The 19160-nt window shown below is 40.6% G+C and carries 13 protein-coding genes and 1 tRNA gene; 9 read left to right on the top strand and 5 right to left on the bottom strand.

Annotation, left to right across the window (positions count from 1 at the left end; all coding sequences use genetic code 11):
• Nucleotides 1-52: 52 nt before the first annotated feature.
• The gene (gene recQ, locus D1164_RS18000) at nucleotides 53-2239 is read left to right on the top strand and encodes a DNA helicase RecQ (protein ID WP_119351288.1); all 2187 of its coding nucleotides are present in this window, start codon (nucleotides 53-55) and stop codon (nucleotides 2237-2239) included.
• A 111-nt stretch (nucleotides 2240-2350) separates the two neighbouring features.
• Nucleotides 2351-3745 carry an adenosylhomocysteinase gene (ahcY, locus tag D1164_RS17995; protein WP_317126936.1) on the top strand — a complete coding sequence of 465 codons (1395 nt, stop codon included), beginning with the start codon at nucleotides 2351-2353 and terminating at the stop codon, nucleotides 3743-3745.
• A 3-nt stretch (nucleotides 3746-3748) separates the two neighbouring features.
• Here ahcY and D1164_RS17990 read toward each other — a convergent pair whose 3' ends face one another.
• Nucleotides 3749-4183, bottom strand: a complete 435-nt coding sequence (locus D1164_RS17990) for a Rieske (2Fe-2S) protein (protein ID WP_119351286.1) — start codon at nucleotides 4181-4183, stop codon at nucleotides 3749-3751.
• A gap of 63 nt (nucleotides 4184-4246) precedes the next feature.
• Between D1164_RS17990 and D1164_RS17985 the strand changes: the two genes are divergently transcribed.
• From D1164_RS17985 to D1164_RS17955, 7 genes are all read left to right on the top strand, one after another.
• Nucleotides 4247-4651: a hypothetical protein gene (locus tag D1164_RS17985; RefSeq protein ID WP_119351285.1), complete on the top strand. Its 405-nt coding sequence runs from the start codon at nucleotides 4247-4249 to the stop codon at nucleotides 4649-4651.
• A gap of 139 nt (nucleotides 4652-4790) precedes the next feature.
• Entirely contained in the window at nucleotides 4791-5264 is a 474-nt protein-coding gene (gene greA / locus D1164_RS17980; RefSeq protein WP_119351284.1) for a transcription elongation factor GreA, read from the top strand.
• 6 nt (nucleotides 5265-5270) lie between these two features.
• The gene (locus tag D1164_RS17975) at nucleotides 5271-5663 is read left to right on the top strand and encodes an HIT family protein (RefSeq protein ID WP_119351283.1); all 393 of its coding nucleotides are present in this window, start codon (nucleotides 5271-5273) and stop codon (nucleotides 5661-5663) included.
• A 148-nt stretch (nucleotides 5664-5811) separates the two neighbouring features.
• Nucleotides 5812-9459 (top strand): DNA polymerase III subunit alpha, encoded by a 3648-nt coding sequence (dnaE, locus tag D1164_RS17970; RefSeq protein ID WP_119351282.1) that lies wholly within the window; start codon nucleotides 5812-5814, stop codon nucleotides 9457-9459.
• Between the two features lie 46 nt (nucleotides 9460-9505).
• The gene (gene trxA / locus D1164_RS17965; RefSeq protein WP_119351281.1) at nucleotides 9506-9823 is read left to right on the top strand and encodes a thioredoxin; all 318 of its coding nucleotides are present in this window, start codon (nucleotides 9506-9508) and stop codon (nucleotides 9821-9823) included.
• A gap of 75 nt (nucleotides 9824-9898) precedes the next feature.
• The gene (locus tag D1164_RS17960; protein ID WP_119351280.1) at nucleotides 9899-10828 is read left to right on the top strand and encodes a DUF58 domain-containing protein; all 930 of its coding nucleotides are present in this window, start codon (nucleotides 9899-9901) and stop codon (nucleotides 10826-10828) included.
• 117 nt (nucleotides 10829-10945) lie between these two features.
• A tRNA-Asn gene (locus D1164_RS17955) sits at nucleotides 10946-11022 on the top strand.
• A gap of 303 nt (nucleotides 11023-11325) precedes the next feature.
• Here D1164_RS17955 and D1164_RS17950 read toward each other — a convergent pair.
• The 4 genes from D1164_RS17950 to D1164_RS17935 form a co-directional block, all read right to left on the bottom strand.
• Nucleotides 11326-14727: a PKD domain-containing protein gene (locus D1164_RS17950; protein ID WP_119351279.1), complete on the bottom strand. Its 3402-nt coding sequence runs from the start codon at nucleotides 14725-14727 to the stop codon at nucleotides 11326-11328.
• Nucleotides 14728-14967: 240 nt separating this feature from the next.
• Nucleotides 14968-15594 (bottom strand): helix-turn-helix domain-containing protein, encoded by a 627-nt coding sequence (locus D1164_RS23830; protein WP_172594519.1) that lies wholly within the window; start codon nucleotides 15592-15594, stop codon nucleotides 14968-14970.
• A gap of 844 nt (nucleotides 15595-16438) precedes the next feature.
• On the bottom strand, nucleotides 16439-17434 hold the full coding sequence (locus D1164_RS17940) for a fibrobacter succinogenes major paralogous domain-containing protein (RefSeq protein WP_119351277.1): 996 nt from the start codon (nucleotides 17432-17434) through the stop codon (nucleotides 16439-16441).
• A 243-nt stretch (nucleotides 17435-17677) separates the two neighbouring features.
• Nucleotides 17678-18805, bottom strand: coding sequence for a helix-turn-helix domain-containing protein (locus tag D1164_RS17935; RefSeq protein ID WP_172594518.1), 1128 nt, complete (start codon nucleotides 18803-18805; stop codon nucleotides 17678-17680).
• Nucleotides 18806-19160: the final 355 nt, after the last annotated feature.

Here is a 19160-nt window from a genome sequence, read left to right as displayed (position 1 = left end):
AATAATTTAGAAACCCCGAAAAAATAGTAGGGGTTATAGAGAGAAGAGTTTTATGAATAAAGATATTTCATTAACCGGGTATTTACAGCAATATTTTGGGTTCAGTAGGTTTAAGGGCCAACAGGAGGAAGCTGTAAAGAGTGTGTTGGAAGGGAAGAACACTTTTGTTCTGATGCCAACAGGTGGGGGGAAGTCGTTAATTTACCAGTTGCCGGCCCTGTTGCTTGATGGTACGGCCATTGTTATTTCACCGCTTATTGCCTTGATGAAAAATCAGGTGGATTCCATCAGGGGCATGCAAACGGAGGATTATGTGGCGCATTTTCTGAATTCATCGCTTTCAAGGGCAGCCATTCAGGAGGTAAAAAGCGATGTGCAGGCGGGAAGGACTAAATTGCTGTATGTGGCTCCTGAGTCATTGACCAAAGAAGACAATATAGAGTTTCTGAAGAATATTAATATATCGTTTTATGCCATTGATGAGGCTCATTGTATTTCTGAATGGGGGCACGATTTTCGCCCGGAATACAGGCGTATAAGGCCCATCGTTGAAGAAATAGGACAGGCGCCGATTATTGCCCTGACGGCAACTGCTACGGCAAAAGTGCAGCACGATATCCAGAAGAACCTCGGTATTCTCGATGCGGAAGTATTTAAGGCTTCGTTTAACAGGGCTAACCTGTATTATGAAGTGAGGCCCAAAGTAAAACCAGAATCGCAAATTATTCGCTTTATCAAGCAGAATGAAGGGAAATCGGGTATTATTTATTGTCTGAGCCGGAAAAAGGTAGAAGAAATTGCAGAAACACTTCAGGTGAATGGCATTAAAGCTCTTGCATATCATGCCGGGATGGATGCCGCAACCCGATCAGGCAATCAGGATAAATTCCTGATGGAAGAGGTGGATGTAATTGTTGCTACGATTGCCTTTGGAATGGGTATTGATAAGCCCGACGTGCGGTTCGTTATTCATTATGATATTCCCAAAAGTCTTGAGGGATATTATCAGGAGACCGGTCGTGCCGGCCGTGATGGCGGCGAAGGAAAGTGTATCACTTTTTACAGTTATAAAGACATTCAGAAACTGGAAAAATTTATGCACGGGAAACCTGTGGCCGAACAGGAGATAGGAAAGCAACTTTTGCTTGACACGGTTTCTTATGCCGAATCTGCTATTTGTCGCCGCATTATTTTGCTCCATTACTTTGGGGAAACTTACAAACAGGGAAATTGCGGGAACTGCGACAATTGTCTTAATCCCAAGGAGCAGATTGAAGCTAAAGATGAAGTTGTAAGGGCCTTAGATGCTATTCTGGAGGTGAATGAAAAATACAAAGGAGAACATATTGCCAATATTCTTATTGGTAATAAAACGGCAGCCATCAAGTCGTTTAAACATTATACCCTGAAATCGTTTGGTGCAGGAAAAGATCACGACGAACGGTTTTGGAACGCCGTGTTCAGGCAGTCGATGATAAAAGGATTGATAAATAAGGATATTGAAAATTACGGTTTGCTGAAAGTAATGCCTAAAGGGCATGAATTTTTGCAAAGCCCAACCAGTTTTATGCTGGTTAAAAACCACGAATACGAAGAGGAAGAGGAGTCGTCTGGCAGTGGAGGGGCGCCTTCCGGGGCAACAGGCGGCGATCCGGCATTGTTTGCCATGTTGAAAGATTTGCGGAAAAAAATTGCAAAACGTAAGAACCTGCCTCCTTTTGTTATTTTCCAGGATCCTTCACTGGCCGATATGTCGATTCAGTACCCTATCACAACAGAAGAGTTACAGAATATACAAGGCGTAGGCCAGGGAAAAGCACAAAGATACGGGAAAGAGTTTCTGGAGCTCATTAAAAAGTATGTGGAGGAGAATGAGATTGAAAGGCCTGAAGATTTTGTTGTGCGAACAGTCGCAAACAAGTCGAAAATGAAAGTATTTATTATCCAAAGTATCGACCGCAAAATTCCATTCGAAGATATTGCCAACGCCAAAGGGGTGGAAGTCAGGGAAGTGATTTCAGAGGTAGAAGCCATTGTTCATTCAGGGACCAGACTCAATATAGATTATTACGTCAACGATGTACTCGACGAAGAACATCAGGAAGAAGTATTTGATTATTTCAGGGAAGCGGAAAGCGATTCGGTGGAAGAGGCTCTTGCCGAATTGGGAGAAGATGAATACTCCGAAGAAGATATCCGGCTGATGCGAATCAAATTTTTGTCAGACATGGGTAATTGAAGACGGCCTTCTTTTTTTCAAACCATTTTGATATGTAAATTGTTACCTTTGCAACACATTAAATACAAAATTTAATCTTTACTAAAAATGAGTATTGCTGTAAAAGAACAAATGAAATTTAAAGTAGCTGATATAGACCTTGCCGAATTTGGACGGAAAGAAATTGATATAGCCGAAAAAGAGATGCCCGGCCTTATGTCGATTCGCGAAAAATTTGGACCATCTAAACCCCTTCAGGGCGCCCGTATCATGGGAAGCCTGCACATGACAGTACAAACAGCGGTACTGATTGAAACGCTGGTTGAATTGGGTGCTGAAGTCAGATGGGCAAGTTGCAATATCTTTTCCACCCAGGATCATGCGGCGGCAGCCATTGCGGCAGCTGGTATTCCGGTGTTTGCATGGAAAGGTGAAACCCTGGAGGAATATTGGTGGTGCACCGAAAGGGCACTTGATTTTGGAGAGGGTGCAGGCCCGCAACTGATTGTAGACGACGGGGGAGACGCAACCCTTATGATTCATCGGGGTTACGATGCTGAAGAAGATGCCTCTGTTCTGGATATACCAGCCGGAGGGGAAGATGAAGAAGAATTGAATAAAATACTGAAACGTATCCTTCGGGAAAACCCTACCCGCTGGCACAATGCTGCGGAAAAACTGAAAGGCGTTTCCGAAGAGACAACTACGGGCGTACACCGGCTTTATCAGATGCAAGAGGAAGGTAAACTCCTTTTTCCTGCCATTAATGTAAATGATTCGGTTACTAAGTCGAAATTTGACAACCTTTACGGATGCCGCGAATCTCTTGCCGATGGAATTAAACGGGCAACCGACGTAATGATCGCCGGTAAGGTAGTGGTTGTGGCTGGTTACGGAGATGTGGGGAAAGGTTGCGCCAAGTCGATGCGTGGTTACGGCGCCCGCGTTATTGTAACCGAAATTGATCCTATTTGTGCCCTGCAGGCGGCCATGGAAGGGTTTGAGGTAAAAACGATGGAAGACGCTCTTAGTGAAGGTAATATTTTTGTTACAACAACCGGAAACAAAGATGTAATTACTGCCAACCACATGTCGAAGATGAAAGACCAGGCTATTGTATGTAACATTGGCCATTTCGATAATGAAATTCAGGTGGCGCAACTGCATAAATGGCCGGGAGTTAAAAAGTTGAATATCAAACCGCAGGTTGACAAATTTACATTTGAAGAAGGACGTAGTATTTATCTGTTGGCCGAAGGACGTTTGGTAAACCTGGGCTGTGCTACAGGTCATCCTTCATTTGTAATGAGTAACTCGTTTACTAACCAGTCGCTGGCTCAAATTGATCTTTGGCAGAACAATTACGAAATTGGTGTGTACCGGCTTTCCAAAAAATTAGATGAGGAAGTGGCGCGCCTTCACCTTGAACAGTTGGGGGTAAAGCTTACAAGTTTAACAGACGATCAGGCGCGGTATCTTGGCGTTTCGAAAGATGGACCATTCAAACCTGAACATTACAGGTACTAATTTTTAGTTGTAAACGCGTAACGTAAAATCGTTCACAATTGAAACGTTATACTGCTTTAGAGGGAGAGCAGCAGGTCCTTCTGTGGGGTATGCCCCACTGATTAACACAAATTGCGACCCACAGCAGGGACAGTCGGCGAGTACTCCTTCGTTTTTTACAATACAGGTCTTGCTTGCCTCGTAAGTGCAGGCCGCATCAAAAGCATAGTAAGAGCCTGGCAGCTCGCAGTAAACAATAACACCGCCAAAACCGAATCCGGGGAAAAGCACCGAATTGCCGGGGACGGTTAGTGCATTTGCAATGTTTAGATTTACGGTAAATGAAACATAAACATCGGGAACAGGCGAGTTATTGAGCTTATCGCATGAAGGACTAACAAGAGTTAGAAAAAGGAAAAAGATGAAATACTTTCCGTATTTCAGAACCGACTGCTGCATTTTTCTTATTTTTACTACAAACTTTAAAGGTATATAAATTATTGTAGCAAAAGTGCAAAGAAAATGGATGATATAATAGTATTGATACTGACATTGATTTTTATTGTTGCCGGAATATTCGGGCAAAAAAGAAAACGGCAGCAGGCGCTACAGGAAACAGAATCTGGCAATCAGCCGCAGAAAGATGATTTCTGGGATTTATTGGATGGAGACAGAAAAGATCCGGAGTGGACTGAATTCAATCCCGGAGAGAGAGAGGAAGTAAAGGAGGAAGTACCTTTTAAGGAAGAAAAGTACCATTTTAAGCCAGAAAACGAAGGAGCGGGTATTTATGTGAATAACACAACTGGTAAGGACAGACGCAATACAAAACCAGCTCACAAAAAGATCAGAAAGAAAAAGTTTCCGCTAAAGGAAGCTGTTATTTACAGCGAAATCCTTCAACGAAAATATATTGAGGAATCATAAATGATTCATTTTTAACATTCTTAACAAAAGTTGTTTTTAATATCAGGGAAATTGTATACTTTTGCCAAAGGAAGAGTTCCGGAAGTCTGGAATTCTTTCTATTTTTTTATAGCTCAAAGTAAATGAGGAGGAACAAAAAATGTCACAAATAACATATTTGACAAAAGAAGGGCTGCAGAGGCTTAAAAAGGAGCTCGAACAGCTTATTAATGTGGAGCGTCCGGCCATATCGAAACAAATTGGCGAGGCAATAGAGAAGGGCGACATTTCGGAAAATGCCGAATACGATGCCGCCAAAGATGCTCAGGGAATGCTGGAAGCAAAAATTGCTGGCTTGCAATCCAAAATTGCCAATGCACGCATTCTTGATGAATCTAAAATTAACACTTCGAAGGTGCAGATTCTGAACAAGGTGAAGATCAAAAACAGAAAGAATAACGCCATCATGCAGTACATGATTGTACCCGAAGGAGAATCCAACCTGAAGCAGGGAAAAATTTCTGCTACTACGCCCATTGCCAAGGGACTGATGGGTAAAAAGGTAGGCGATGTAGTAGAAATTAAAGTACCCTCAGGGCTTATCCCGTTTGAAATTGTTGAAATTTCAATTTAAAAAACCATGGGAAGCATTTTTACAAAAATTGTAGCGGGAGAAATTCCAGCATATAAAGTAGCCGAAGACGAGAATTTTCTGGCGTTTCTGGATATCTTCCCGGTTGCCAAAGGGCATACACTGGTAATTCCTAAAAAGGAGGTGGACTATCTGTTCGACCTCGATAATGAACTGTATGCCGGGTTGCAACTGTTTGCAAAAAAAGTGGCCTCGGGGCTTAAAAATGCAATCCCTTGTAAAAAAGTGGGAGTACTGGTATTGGGGCTCGAAGTGCCACATGCCCATATTCACCTCATTCCTATGCAGGATGAGTCAGACGTTTTGAATTTCTCGAAAAAACTGAGTTTGAGTGAAGCTGAGTTTGAAGAAATCAGGGATAAAATCTCAAATAATATTTAACAGTCAGCTAAGCTGATTGAAGTTTATGAACCCGGCTTTAAAGCCGGGTTTTTTATTCCAGTTTTTATCAACATCCCAATATTGCCGGTACAAATTCAGTAACTTTATCCAACTTTTTTAAAACTGTTTCATTAAAAAACACCGACAAATGGTTCCGTTTACACATTTACATGTACACTCGCAATATTCGATATTAGACGGCGCGGCAAGCGTTTCCGATCTGGTAGGAAAGGCAGTAAAAGATGGAATGAAAGCCTTAGCCCTTACCGATCACGGTACCATGTTCGGCATTAAAGAATTTCATTCCGCCTGTAAAAAAGCCAGGATAAAACCTGTTTTGGGATGTGAAACTTACGTAGCGGTGCGTAACCTGCATGACAAAACCGATGTGGTGGACCGGTACGGAGACCACCTGATTTTACTGGCAAAAAATAAAACAGGTTACCGGAACCTGGTAAAGTTGATTTCCATAGCCAGTAATGAAGGTTTCTATTATAAGCCAAGAATCGATAAAAAAATACTGGAAGCGCACCGGGAAGGGTTGATTATTTCTTCGGCCTGTTTGGGTGGGGAAGTAGCTGGTTTTATTATGAAAAACCAGGTGAAGGAGGCAGAAGATGCCATTTTATGGTATAAAAGTATTTTTGGTGCCGATTATTATCTCGAGTTGATGAGACATCCCGCAGAAGAAGCGGCGCAAAGGGAAAATGTTTACGATAACCAGGTTCTTGTAAACAAGGTGCTCCTGCAATTGGCCAAAAAACACGATGTCAAGATAATTGCGACAAACGATGTTCACTTTACGAATGCGGAGGATGCTGATGCGCATGATTTGCTGATTTGCCTTAATACAGGGAAAGATGTGGATGACCCGGGCCGGATGAGATACACAAAGCAGGAATGGTTTAAAACACAGCAGGAGATGAACGAATTGTTTGCTGATGTGCCTGAAGCATTAGCGAATACCGCTGAGATTGTGGAAAAGGTGGAAGATTTTGAATTGGATTCACCACCCATTATGCCCTTTTTCCCCATTCCCAAGGAATTTGGGACAATGGAAGATTTCAGAAAAGAATATTCGGAAGCAAAACTGGTGGAAGAGTTTGGTGAACAGACATTCACCCGGCTTGGCGGCTATGAGAAGGTGTTGCGTGTAAAACAGGAAGCCGCCTATCTCAGGCATTTGACCTACGAAGGTGCAAAAGAGCGGTATGGCGATCCGGTCCCTGAAGACGTGGCTACCCGGCTCGACTTCGAATTGGAAACCATCAAGACAATGGGTTATCCGGGGTACTTCCTGATTGTTCAGGATTTTATTAATGAAGCCCGCAAAATGGGTGTTTTGGTTGGGCCCGGGCGCGGCTCGGCTGCGGGTGCTGCGGTTTCCTACAGTACGGGAATTACCAACATCGACCCCATTAAATACGATTTGCTTTTTGAACGTTTTCTCAATCCCGATCGAATTTCACTGCCTGACGTGGATATTGATTTTGACGACGACGGCAGGCAACTGGTACTCGATTACGTTACAAAAAAATACGGGCAGGACAAGGTGGCCCATATCTGTACATTCGGTACTATGGCTACCAAACTGGCCATCCGCGATGTGGCGCGTGTGCTGAAACTTCCTCTCCCTGAAGCAGACAGGCTGGCAAAGCTGGTTCCTGAAGCGCCGAAAATGACCTTTCAAAAAGCATTCAAAGAAAGTCCCGACCTGAAAAAGGAAAAAAATTCGGATAACCCGCTTATTGCCAAGACTATCAAATTTGCAGAAACACTCGAAGGTTCAGTGCGGCAAACCGGTGTTCATGCCTGCGGAATCCTTATTAGCCGGGATCCGTTGACGGATCACATTCCCCTCATGCCCACCAAAGATGAGGAGAACCTGCTTACAACTCAATACGACGGGCGTTTTGTGGAAGATATCGGATTGTTGAAGATGGATTTTCTCGGATTGAAAACGCTTTCCATCATTAAGGAAACCCTTGAAAACATCAGGATTTCAAAAGGTATAGAAATCGATGTAGATAACATTCCGTGGAACGATGAAAAGGCCTTTGAGTTGTTTAGCCACGGTGAAACAACGGCCATTTTCCAGTTTGAATCGGAGGGGATGAAAAAGCATCTGCGTGAACTGAAACCCAACCGGTTTGAGGATTTGGTGGCCATGAATGCACTTTACCGTCCGGGGCCTATGGAATATATTCCGGCTTATATTGCCCGGAAGCATGGAAGGCAAAAGGTGGAGTACGACCTCCCCATGATGGAAAAATACCTGAGTGAGACATACGGGATTACTGTTTTCCAGGAACAGGTGATGCTCCTCTCCCGGCTGTTGGCCAATTTTACCCGCGGTGACTCCGATACCCTGCGAAAAGCAATGGGTAAAAAAATTACGGCTCTTATGGACAAGCTGAAAGTGAAGTTTGTAGACGGGTGCAAGGCCAATTTTAAGTTTATTGACGAATGTAAGCTGGTTGGCAAGAAGCCTGACGACGTGATCGAAAAAATATGGAAAGACTGGGAGGCTTTTGCTTCTTACGCTTTCAACAAATCGCATTCGGTGTGTTATGCTTATATTGCCTACCAGACGGGCTATCTGAAAGCACATTTCCCGGGAGAGTTTATGGCGGCCAACCTTAGCCGGAACCTGAGTAATATCTCTGAAATTACCAAACTGATGAACGAGTGTAACCGTATGAAACTGAACGTTCTGGGGCCCGATGTGAACGAAAGTTTTAGCAAATTTACGGCCAACAAAAACGGGAATATTCGTTTCGGGATGGCAGCCATCAAAGGAGTAGGTTCAGGGGCTGCAAAAGATGTTATCGGGGCTCGGGAAAAAAACGGCACGTTTAAAACCATTTATGATTTTGTGGAGAATGTGAACCTGCAAACCGTAAATAAAAAAAACATGGAGGCTCTTGCAATGGCAGGTGCTTTCGACAGCCTTGAAGGGGTAAAACGGAGTAGCTTTTTTGCTGGTGAAAATGAAAACGACAGTACCACATTCATCGAAAAACTTATTCGTTACGGGAATAAAATTCAAACCGAAAGCCAGAGCATGCAGCAAAGTTTGTTTGGGGATCTTGGTAGCGGCGCAGCTGTAAAAAAGCCTGCTATTCCTGAAGTGGAAGAATGGCCCCAGCTTATCCTGCTGGAGAAAGAAAAAAACCTCATTGGAATTTACCTTACTGCCCATCCGCTCGACGATTACAAGGTTGAGATTCAGAATTTTTGCTCGCGCGATGTGTCGTTAACAGATTTGAAGAATGACATTGAAAAATTCAAGGATCGTGACTTTACTTTTGGCGGCATGGTAACAGCTGCACGCGAAGGAACTTCCAAAAACGGAAATCCGTTCAGTACACTCACCCTTTCGGACTATACCGATTCTTACGAGTTTTTCTTTTTCGGACAAGATTATGTGAATTTTCATAAGTATTGTAAGACCGGGCTGTTTATTCTTTTGAAGGGTACAGTAAAGCAGAGATTTAAAAGTGATTTTTACGAGTTCAAGGCTTCGCAGATAGAGTTGCTCTCCGAAGCACGAAAGAACTATGTGAAGAGCGTAACCATCAATATTCCACTCAATAAAGTGAATGAATCGGTCATAGAACAAATCGAAAGTATTGTCCGAAACAATAAAGGCAAGGCATTGTTAAAATTTAATGTTTACGATCCGGAAAGCAATATGTTTATTCATTTGTTTTCGCGCAACACTAGGATTGAATTAACCAATAGTTTACTGGAATACTTTGAAAAAGAAACCGATATTGGATATAGAATTAATTAGCTAATTTTGTGAAAAAATTGAGAATTAACATTTAAAAGTAAAGAATATGGCAATAGAAATTACCGATGCCAATTTTGAAGAATTGGTTGTAAATTCAGATAAACCTGTGATGATTGATTTCTGGGCGATTTGGTGCGGACCGTGCCGGATGATTGCTCCTATTGTGGAAGAAATGTCGCAGGAATATGAAGGAAAAGCAGTGATTGGGAAAGTGGATGTGGATTCCAATCCCAATGTTGCCATGAAATACGGAATTCGGAATATTCCAACCGTATTGTTTGTGAAAAACGGAGAGGTGGCCGATAAACAGGTGGGTGCTGCACCCAAACAGGCGTTTACCTCTAAGTTGGATGCGCTGCTTTAGCCAATTTTAAGTAAGGAAAAGCTGAGGCGGTCTCCACTGGGTGAGGCCGCCTTATATATTTTATACTAACCGGGTTTGAAAAATATTTTCGACATAGAACAGTTTCATCAGTTCGATAATTTGGGCTTGATTGCCCGTGAGGTAGTCGAAGGATTTATTACCGGACTACACCGGAGCCCGTTTCACGGATTTTCGGTGGAGTTTGCCGAACACCGGCAATACAACGAGGGAGAATCTACCAAACACATTGACTGGAAGTTGTTTGCCCGCACCGACAAGCTTTTCGTGAAGCAATATGAAGAAGAAACAAATTTACGTTGCCAACTGGTTATTGATACTTCTTCTTCCATGCTTTTCCCGTATTATAAAGGGAAGAAGCACCTCGAAAATAAACTGGCTTTTTCGGTATATACAGCAGCAGCTCTCGTTTATTTGTTGCGTAAACAACGCGATGCGGTGGGGCTCACCCTTTTTTCAGATGAAATCGAATTTCACACTTCTCCCCGGCTTTCTTCGGTAAATGCAGAGTTGATGTTCGGTAAATTGTCTGAACTGATTGACCCCAAAAACATGCAGCTTCGAAAGCATACCAACACTACGGACGTGCTTCACCAAATTGCCGAAAACATACATAAACGTTCTCTGGTAATTATTTTCAGCGACATGATAGACAGTAATAAAACGGAAGAGCTTTTTTCTGCGCTGCAACATCTTCGCTACAATAAACACGAGGTACTGCTTTTTCATGTAACGGACCACAGGCAGGAAAGGGAGTTTCAATTTAGCAACCGCCCTCATAAATTTGTGGACCTGGAAAGCGGGCAGATGGTAAAATTTAATCCCTGGGAAGTGAAAGACTATTATACTTCGGCCGTAAAGTCTTATTTTAACGATTTGAAGCTAAAATGCGGTCAGTATCAGATCGATCTGGCTGAAGCCGATATCAATAAAGATTTTAAAGAGGTTTTGCTGGCTTACCTGGTAAAAAGGAAAAGATTATTTTGAAAAATTGAAGGAACTTAAAAGAGACGAATTCTTTTTCAAAAAAATTTTTTCTTTTGCGAAAAGCTGTTATTTTTGCATCGCTTTAGAAAAAGCAAACGTTCTAAGAAATAAAAAAATTCCCTAGTAGCTCAGTTGGTTAGAGCGGCGGACTGTTAATCCGTAGGTCGTAGGTTCAAGTCCTACCTGGGGAGCCATATGGAAGGAGATCAATTTTGATCTCCTTTTTTTATGCCTGAATTTTTCAAAACCTTGCTGGTGTTGAGAAGTACCTGCATTGGTTTGTGAATTGACAAGTTGCAACTTAGCAATTCATTTTATAGATCAATCCCCAACATTGTGTATAATCGAAAGTATAGTAAAGTTAATAGGTTTACAGGTCAAATTCGGATAAAATTTTTCTCCATAAATTTTAGTAGATGTGTTATTTCCGCCAATTTCAAGTTAAGTTAAAACCTAACTTGCTTCCTTTGATGGTCAATATTCGTGTTTAATAAACGCTACTGTTTATAAAAAACTTTCCCATTGAAAACTGTTTCTCCCATCGTCATGCGATAAACATACATATTGGTAACAGTATTCCCCGGAATAAAATCCGTTGTATATTTTATTTCTGCTTCAACCTGATTGTTAAATACCGTTTGAATTAGTCGTCCTGTCAGGTCGTATAAATCAATGCGGACATGGGTATCGACAGGTGAAATAAATTTAAAATACAATCTTTCGCTGAACGGATTGGGATAAACATTCAATTCCGGCTTGTCAAAGTCGATCTGAATGGTAGCTGATTTGGTTTTATTGTCTGCGGAATGAATCACAATTGAACCTCCTGAAATTGCAGTCGTTTGATCTAGATCAGCATAGTCATCAGCTCCACATTGGTTATCATATACTACTGCGTCACCATTGTTTTTATCCCAGATTTTGATTCGGAAGAGATCCGTTTCAGTAATTTCGGCTAAATCAGCATCGACAGCACTAAGCATAAATCCGAAATCGCCGGAACCATTAATTGTACCTGAGCCTTTATATTGAGCTTTTGAACCAGCGATTATCAACCATTCATAATCGGTACTTTTGAAATTCAGACCTCCGGCTTTGAACTGGAATTCGGTGCTGCCATCAGGTGTTTGTTTTCCTTTCAAATATTTGGCAACAAAACCAAAATTAGCTGTGCCACTTACATCCATATATTCATAAGCAGGATCAACATTGTCACATATTGGTGATTCTATCCAGCCGCCACCGGTTACAAAGCCTGCGGATGGATCGTAAACGACAACATACTGGTATGTTTTAGTTACCTTACCACAATCATCGACTACCGATGCAGTTATTGTATAAACTCCTGCACTAGCATAAGAATGCTCTTTTATTGAAAAGTCATTGCTACTTCCATCTCCCCAGTCAATAACAGCAGTTTCGACATTGCCGTCAACATCCGAGTATGAAACAGTTATTGATAATAATACATTAATTGCTATCGGATCTGTAGTTGAAGGAATAATATCCGAAACATCCGGCAGTGCATTAACAGTAATGGTCCCTGTGGCGATTGCTTCTGCACAAGGCGACACAATACCTGTGGTGGTAACTGTATAATCGAAAGTGCCTGATACAATTGGTGTACCACTGATCGTGAATGTTCCGTTATCGAAAGTTCCGCCAACTCCAGTCGGTAACCCTTCCACGGTTGCTCCGGTCGCGCTACCACCTGTTGTGTAAACGATGTCGCCGACGGCGGTCGAAAGGCAAACTGATTGTTGGCTATTGTCCGAGATCAGTGTAAGTGTACCATCGGTACATTCCTGACAGGGGTAGTTGAATGTGACCGATTCGACAAACAACCAGTTTGGAGAAAGATTTTCAATGCTGATGTAGCGTGTGTTTTCGTTCAAGTTGATATTATATTCTGTAAAATCATCGGTTGTCACCGTGAACGGTCCTGGCACACTCCAGTATTGGCCATTCTCAGATTCAAATATCAAGGCAAATGAGTTATCGCCGCCCGGTTCTTTTCTCATACGGATGGTTACCGGGCTTGCAATGGTCAGGTTGCCACCGGTAAGGTCAAGCTGAACATGTTCCATGTATCCAATCGCAGCGAATTGGTCATCCGGTTCACCGGTTGCATTTTGCGGGTTCATGTTATTGTCGTTATCGAGATAGGCAAATACGGCCAAAGCGGAACCCGTACATTGGCTCTGAGGTTCACTTACTGTAATCTGAAATTCCGTCCAACCAACTTCATTGCATGGATCATCTCCTATTACTGCATAACCTATAGTTGTTTCTCCGACACCCGTGCCGGTAACCTTGCCATATTCATCTACTGTGGCAATCGTATCATAAGCACTCAACCAGAAGCCACCTGTAACAGTTGAGCTAAGTGTAGTGGTATCCCCAACCTGAATCAGATTTTTCCCGGTTATCTCTCCAGCATCTGGTTTGTCAGTGACGTATAGTGTAATTTCGTTCGAAGTAGCTGTGACAGAAGTACAACAGGTAGTGTCGGCAACAGTTATTTCACAGCTTACCTTATACTCATATCCAGGTACAAGGTCTATTAAAGTGTAAGGATTCTGGTTTAATCCAACCGATTCACCATTAAGCTTCCATGAATAGTAAATATCGCCTACGCCGGTGTTGTGTGGCGTTGCCGTGAAATTCGGTGTCATGTTGGAACATATCTCTCCATTAACATCGCATGTAATGGTTACCGATGGTAACCTGATGACCTTTGGGATCAGGTAAGGATATTTGTCATTGCAACCTGCGTTCATGCCCCAAGTAGTTGTAAAATCCCAACCTGCATTGGTAAAGGTCGATTCCATTGTCATTTGTACAGTGGTTTTTCCCACACCTGCTGCACTCAAGGTTGTTCCTGATGTTTCGGTGTCCCAAAAAGAACTCGTAATAGTAGGAGTACCATAATCAGGATTAAAGCCTCCGACCAATCCGCCCATACCAGACAAAACAGATCCGGTACTATAGGAATTGATTATGTTTGCATTGCCAATAGTTAATCCAACAAGGCCTCCGCATGACTGAAAAGTTGAATTGCTTGTGACCGGGCACTTGCTGTAACTATTATAAATTGTTGAACCAGCATTAATACCAATCAAACCACCCGCACCGGAATTACCTATCACTTTTCCAGTACTATAACATTGTGAGATTGTTGCTCCATTAACATATCCAATCAGACCTCCGCAACCTTCATTGCATTCAACAGTGCCTTCAGCATGAAAACAATTAAGAATAGAAACATAACTTTGACAAACACCAACTAATCCTCCTGCATATTGAGAACCACTTACATTGCACGTACTGTAACTGTTACGGATGGTTGTATTAGTATTGTAATTTGTCAAATAACCTGCTAATCCACCTGTGAAATAATGTCCCTTTACTGTACCCGTACTAAAACAGTTATCAACTATAACATTAAAATCGGCATATCCTAAAAGTGCTCCTGTATTTTCTGCACTTTCTGCTTCAATATAAACATTCGTAATACCCAGGTTCTTAAATTCAGCGTTTTGTGTGAAACCAAAAAGCCCAATTTCAGCATTAGAGGAACTATTAATATAAAGACCTGAAATAACATGATTCATTCCATCGTAGTGTCCCCAAAAATTATTCGTACTATTGCCAATAGGAGTCCAGCCACCGGTCCAATTTGCAGTTGAAGATGCGTCAATATCTGCCGTTTGAATAAAATAATTATCCCCCATAGACCGAGATGAATTCGTTGCAATCCAGTAAAGGTTTTCAAGAGTTGCAATTTGATAGGGATTACTTTCAGAACCATCGCCAATTGCAGGCGGGGTGGCAGTTTGTGCACTTATTGCCCAGCTTATGATGAGCAACATCAGGTTTAGAAGTAGTACTTTTTTCATGATTTTTTAATTAAAGGTTATAACTAAGTTGAATTAAAATGGTTTTTACTACTGCTGATTAGAGAAGGTCATGTGTGGCCGTTTGATTCAGTTTAACATGACCGTCTCATAAATTCAGCTGTAGTTAAATAACCTGAAACAAAATTCGGAAAGTGAAAATCAATGCTGAAATTTTTGAGGGTTACCCTTGTACTGATTTTGAAAGATGGTACAAGAAAGGGAGTTCTTTATGAAATTTTTTTAATTGAATCGGGAGGCATACACGCTTGGCGAAACGCCTTCTGTTTTTTTGAAGTCGGTTATAAATGCGTTACGGGAAGAGAATCCGGAAAGTGATCCGATTGCTTCAAGGGTAATTTCATTTGCTTTGCCTTCCTGAATGAGGGATTTTGCATGGTTAATCCGCCACTCGTTGCGAAAATCATTAAAGCGCTGCTTTTTTATTTCCCTAAAATAGTATGCAAGATGATGAGCCGGGACGTCAATTTGCCTGGAGAAAAAACCAAGATTGCATTCAGGTTCAAGATAAAGCTGCTTCTCTTTCATTAAAGAATCTGATTTTAGTCCGATGGATTGAAGATAATCGGATTCAAAAGAATTGGAAGGTGGTTTAGTCTCATTTGTCAGCCTGTTATCTTTTTCCTCTTCATTTCTTTCGGGCATCCGGGGTAATCCGTAAAGAATAGTCGGGAAAAAGAATGGTGAGATTAAAAGCCCTACAAGCCCAACTACCGATATTACTCGTATGATATTGAATGTAAAGAATATCGCGGGAAAATGCATCTCAAAACTTTTAGATACCATAAACAACTGACTGATCACCAAAATCAACATAAACCCGAGCAAATAGCATAACCACTTTTTCATGAATTGTTGCTTCGAGAATACTGATGATGATTTTCTTTTTTTTATGTAATTAATAAATAAAACAATTGACCATATTGTATACCCAAGAACCAGAAAAAGTCGAGTTAAAAATATGGTAGCTGAAGAGAGAAATTCGCTTAATAATGTAGCTTTATATACCATTATATAACTTTGATCACTTACAACTGTTTTTGCTACTTCTACTTTTTCTTGCCATGGAACAAAAGTGTTTGGCAAGGCTGAAATGAAAAAAATTATTGCAGGAATAAAATGCAATAAATCGCTTCTTTTCAATTTTGGATCATCAGTTAGCACACTTCTGACATACCAGTAAAGCATTGGTCCAATTAAATAAACCGGAGAGCTGAATAAAGAAAGATTAAAAAGAAAAAGACTGATTAAGGTAACTGATTTTGAATACAATAATATATATTGATAAAGACCATACAGACTAATCAAAAAGAAGAAAATACCGAGATAGGTAGTAGATGCAAATTTTTTTGCATTGAAATACAGTAGAAGCAAAGACAAGAAAATGCCGGCTATCGATAAAAATAAAAGCATCTACTACATTAATTATGAGGTACAATTTACGAATTTTTTGTATTGAAAAATACAAGAAGATTAGTTCAAGTTGATGCAAATTCACACCAAACTTTCACATATTAGGTTGCAACTTCCAACTGTCAGGGGAGCCAAAAGCAAAAAGAGGTCAGTATCGACCTCTTTTTTTTGAGCCTGGATTTATTCAAGGTTAGAATGTAAATGCCTAATTCTCCGAAATCATTTAGATTAATTCTGTATTTCCCTAAAAATCAAAATTAACCAAATAGTCAAACTTCACTTATTCGCTATCTTTAATACAACGGATACTTTGCCCATATATCTTATTCAGATCTTGTCGAACTAAATACCCTGAACCAAAATCTAAACGCATATTTGCAGCAGTGGTTGTTGTGGTTTGGTTAGAACTCCACCAAAATCCATATATGCCTATAGCTTCAGAATTACCTGAGTAATTAACAATACCTCCGGGTAACCCGCTAAAACCACTTTCGTTGGTAGCCGCTGTATTTGGAGTTACCCATAAACCAGTACCATCTTGTATTGTACCTGTTGTTTTCATCTTTCCGCCGGCAACTTCTTCTCCACCAAGGTACGACCGAAGTTCTTCCCATTCTGCAATCGTTGGAATGTGCCAACCATCAGGGCTAATACCTTGTGCACCGGGGGTGGTTCCTCCTGCCATCGCTGCATTCCATGTATATAATCTGCCATAAATAGCCACATTACTTTCATCATTGTTATAAGCGTAACATCCGGTACCTGCATCATACGCCAGGTTCTCAGCCATCCAGGTCTGATTTCCGATGGTAACTATCTTATAAACATGACCGTCTCTCGTATCAGTAAATGTTGGATATTCTCCAACCATTGATTCCAGTTGAGAAATAAGTCCTTCACCAATAGATGTCTCAATGTTTCCGGCTTTCACCATACCCTCAAGTTGATATATGATTGCCTGAAGCAGGTTTTCTGCCGCTTTCTCATTTCCTTTTTCCAGGCTTTTCTTTACATTTTCAAGTTCTTTGATAAAAACATTTGCCAGTTTGGAATCTAATACACCTGCGGTTTCATAATTTTCAATTTTATCAATCAGTGCATCAATCGCACCAATTGAAATAGTTGCACTTTTTAATTGGATAGATTCATTTTCAAAATCGTTCAGTAGTATTTCATCCTTTTGGCAAGACTGGAATGAAATAGAAATCAGAACTAGAGCTAATACATAAGGAATCATTCTTTTGATGGTTCTTTTTTCAAACAATTTTTTTTCCATGATTTTTAGTTTTTAAAGTTATAACTCAGTTGAATTAAGAATGTGTTTTTACTACTGCTGTTCAGAGACGGTCATGCGTGGCTGGTTAATCCAGATTTGCATTACCGTCTCATGAATTCAGCTGTAGTTATATAACTTCAAACAAAATTCGGGAAGTGAAAAAAAAAGAGGAAATTTTTGGAGGTTCACCTTGTACTGTTTTTGAAAAATGGTGCAAGGGAAGATGGTTTTTAAAGAAATTTTTTAATTGAAGCGGGCAGCATAGGTGCCTGGAGATTCTCCTTCCAGCTTTTTAAAGTCAGTAATAAATGCATTTCGCGATGAGAATCCGGAAAGCGTCCCAATGGCTTCCAAGGTAATCTCATTTGCCTTTCCCTCCTGAATAAGGGCTTTTGCATGGTTAATTCGCCACTCATTTCTGAAATCATTAAAACGTTGTTTTTTTACCTCCCTGAAATAATATGAAAGATGATGAGCTGGAATATTAATTTGCTTTGAAAAAAAGGCAAGATTACAATCGGGTTCCAGATAAAGCTGCAGCTCTTCCATAACAGAATCTGATTTTTTCCCTATGGATTGAAGATAATCGGATTCAAAAGAATAAAAGGACGGCTTTGTCTCATTTGTTTTAGACATTCGGGGTAACCCATAAAGAATGGTTGGAAAAAAGAATGGCGAGATAAGCAATCCAAGAAGCCCGACTACTGATACAACACGTATGATATTAAATGTAAAGAATACGGTAGAAAAATGCATTTCAAAACTTTTAATGACGAGGGCCATCTGGCTGACAACCAAAATCAACATAAATCCCAGTAAATAACACAACCATTTTCTCATAAATTGTTGTTTCGACAAAACTGCAGATGATTTTTTCTTTACCAGATAGTTTATGAATAAGCCAATAGACCATATTGTATATCCTAAAACCAGGAAGAGACGTGTTATGAAAATTGTAACAGAAGAGAAAATTTCACTTAATAATGTGGCTTTGTAAATCATAATGTAGCTCTGGTCATGAATAACAGTTTCAGCAGCTTCTACTTTTTCGTGCCAGGGAACAAAGGAATTTGGTAAAGCTGAAATAAAAAAGATAACTGCTGGGATAAAATGCCAAAAATCGCTTCTTTTCAGTTTCGCATCATCTGTTAAAACACTTCTTGTGTACCAAAATAGCATCGGCCCGATTAAATAAACGGGAGAGCCTGCAACCGATAAATTAAAAAGGAAAAGACTGATAAGTGTTACTGATTTGGAATACAGTAAAATGTACTGATAAAAACCATAAAGGCTAATAAATAAAAAGAATAAACTCAGGTAGATGGTAGATGTGTATTTCTTCGCATTGAAATACAGTAAAATTAATGACAAAAAAATACCTGTAATGGATAAAAATAAAAGCATATGCTAAAAATTGCATATACAATTTACTAATTTTTGTATTGAAAAATATTGAAAGATTGATCCAATTTGCTGATTATTTACACTAAACTTTCACAAATCAGGTTGCAACTTCCGGCTGTCAGGGGATATTCAAATTCATCAAGCACGATATGAGTGTATTCCACAGCATTCTCATTGTAAGAAATCTTCAGTTCAGAAGTTTCGAAAGGTGTTATGCCTTCAGGGACCATATCCCGAAGTGTTGCTACAAAGTTGCGAGCTGTATTGTATCGAATCGAGACACGGTTCTCCCAATGGAATCGCTTCCTCTGAAAATGCCGGA

Source organism: Mariniphaga sediminis (assembly GCF_003573545.1).
In the GTDB taxonomy this organism is placed as follows: domain Bacteria; phylum Bacteroidota; class Bacteroidia; order Bacteroidales; family Prolixibacteraceae; genus Mariniphaga; species Mariniphaga sediminis.
The sequence above is the reverse complement of the archived record's forward strand: the minus strand, read 5'-3'. Positions and strand labels throughout refer to the sequence as shown.

Excerpts from the sequence above, each read along its gene's own strand:
- D1164_RS17975 (WP_119351283.1), top strand. The coding sequence starts at position 5,271 with ATGGGAAGCATTTTTACAAAAATTGTAGCGGGAGAAATTCCAGCATAT.
- D1164_RS17985 (WP_119351285.1), top strand. The coding sequence starts at position 4,247 with ATGGATGATATAATAGTATTGATACTGACATTGATTTTTATTGTTGCC.
- D1164_RS17990 (WP_119351286.1), bottom strand. The coding sequence starts at position 4,183 with ATGCAGCAGTCGGTTCTGAAATACGGAAAGTATTTCATCTTTTTCCTT.
- D1164_RS17940 (WP_119351277.1), bottom strand. The coding sequence starts at position 17,434 with ATGGAAAAAAAATTGTTTGAAAAAAGAACCATCAAAAGAATGATTCCT.
- ahcY (WP_317126936.1), top strand. The coding sequence starts at position 2,351 with ATGAAATTTAAAGTAGCTGATATAGACCTTGCCGAATTTGGACGGAAA.
- trxA (WP_119351281.1), top strand. The coding sequence starts at position 9,506 with ATGGCAATAGAAATTACCGATGCCAATTTTGAAGAATTGGTTGTAAAT.
- dnaE (WP_119351282.1), top strand. The coding sequence starts at position 5,812 with ATGGTTCCGTTTACACATTTACATGTACACTCGCAATATTCGATATTA.
- D1164_RS17950 (WP_119351279.1), bottom strand. The coding sequence starts at position 14,727 with ATGAAAAAAGTACTACTTCTAAACCTGATGTTGCTCATCATAAGCTGG.
- recQ (WP_119351288.1), top strand. The coding sequence starts at position 53 with ATGAATAAAGATATTTCATTAACCGGGTATTTACAGCAATATTTTGGG.
- D1164_RS23830 (WP_172594519.1), bottom strand. The coding sequence starts at position 15,594 with ATGAAAAAGTGGTTATGCTATTTGCTCGGGTTTATGTTGATTTTGGTG.
- greA (WP_119351284.1), top strand. The coding sequence starts at position 4,791 with ATGTCACAAATAACATATTTGACAAAAGAAGGGCTGCAGAGGCTTAAA.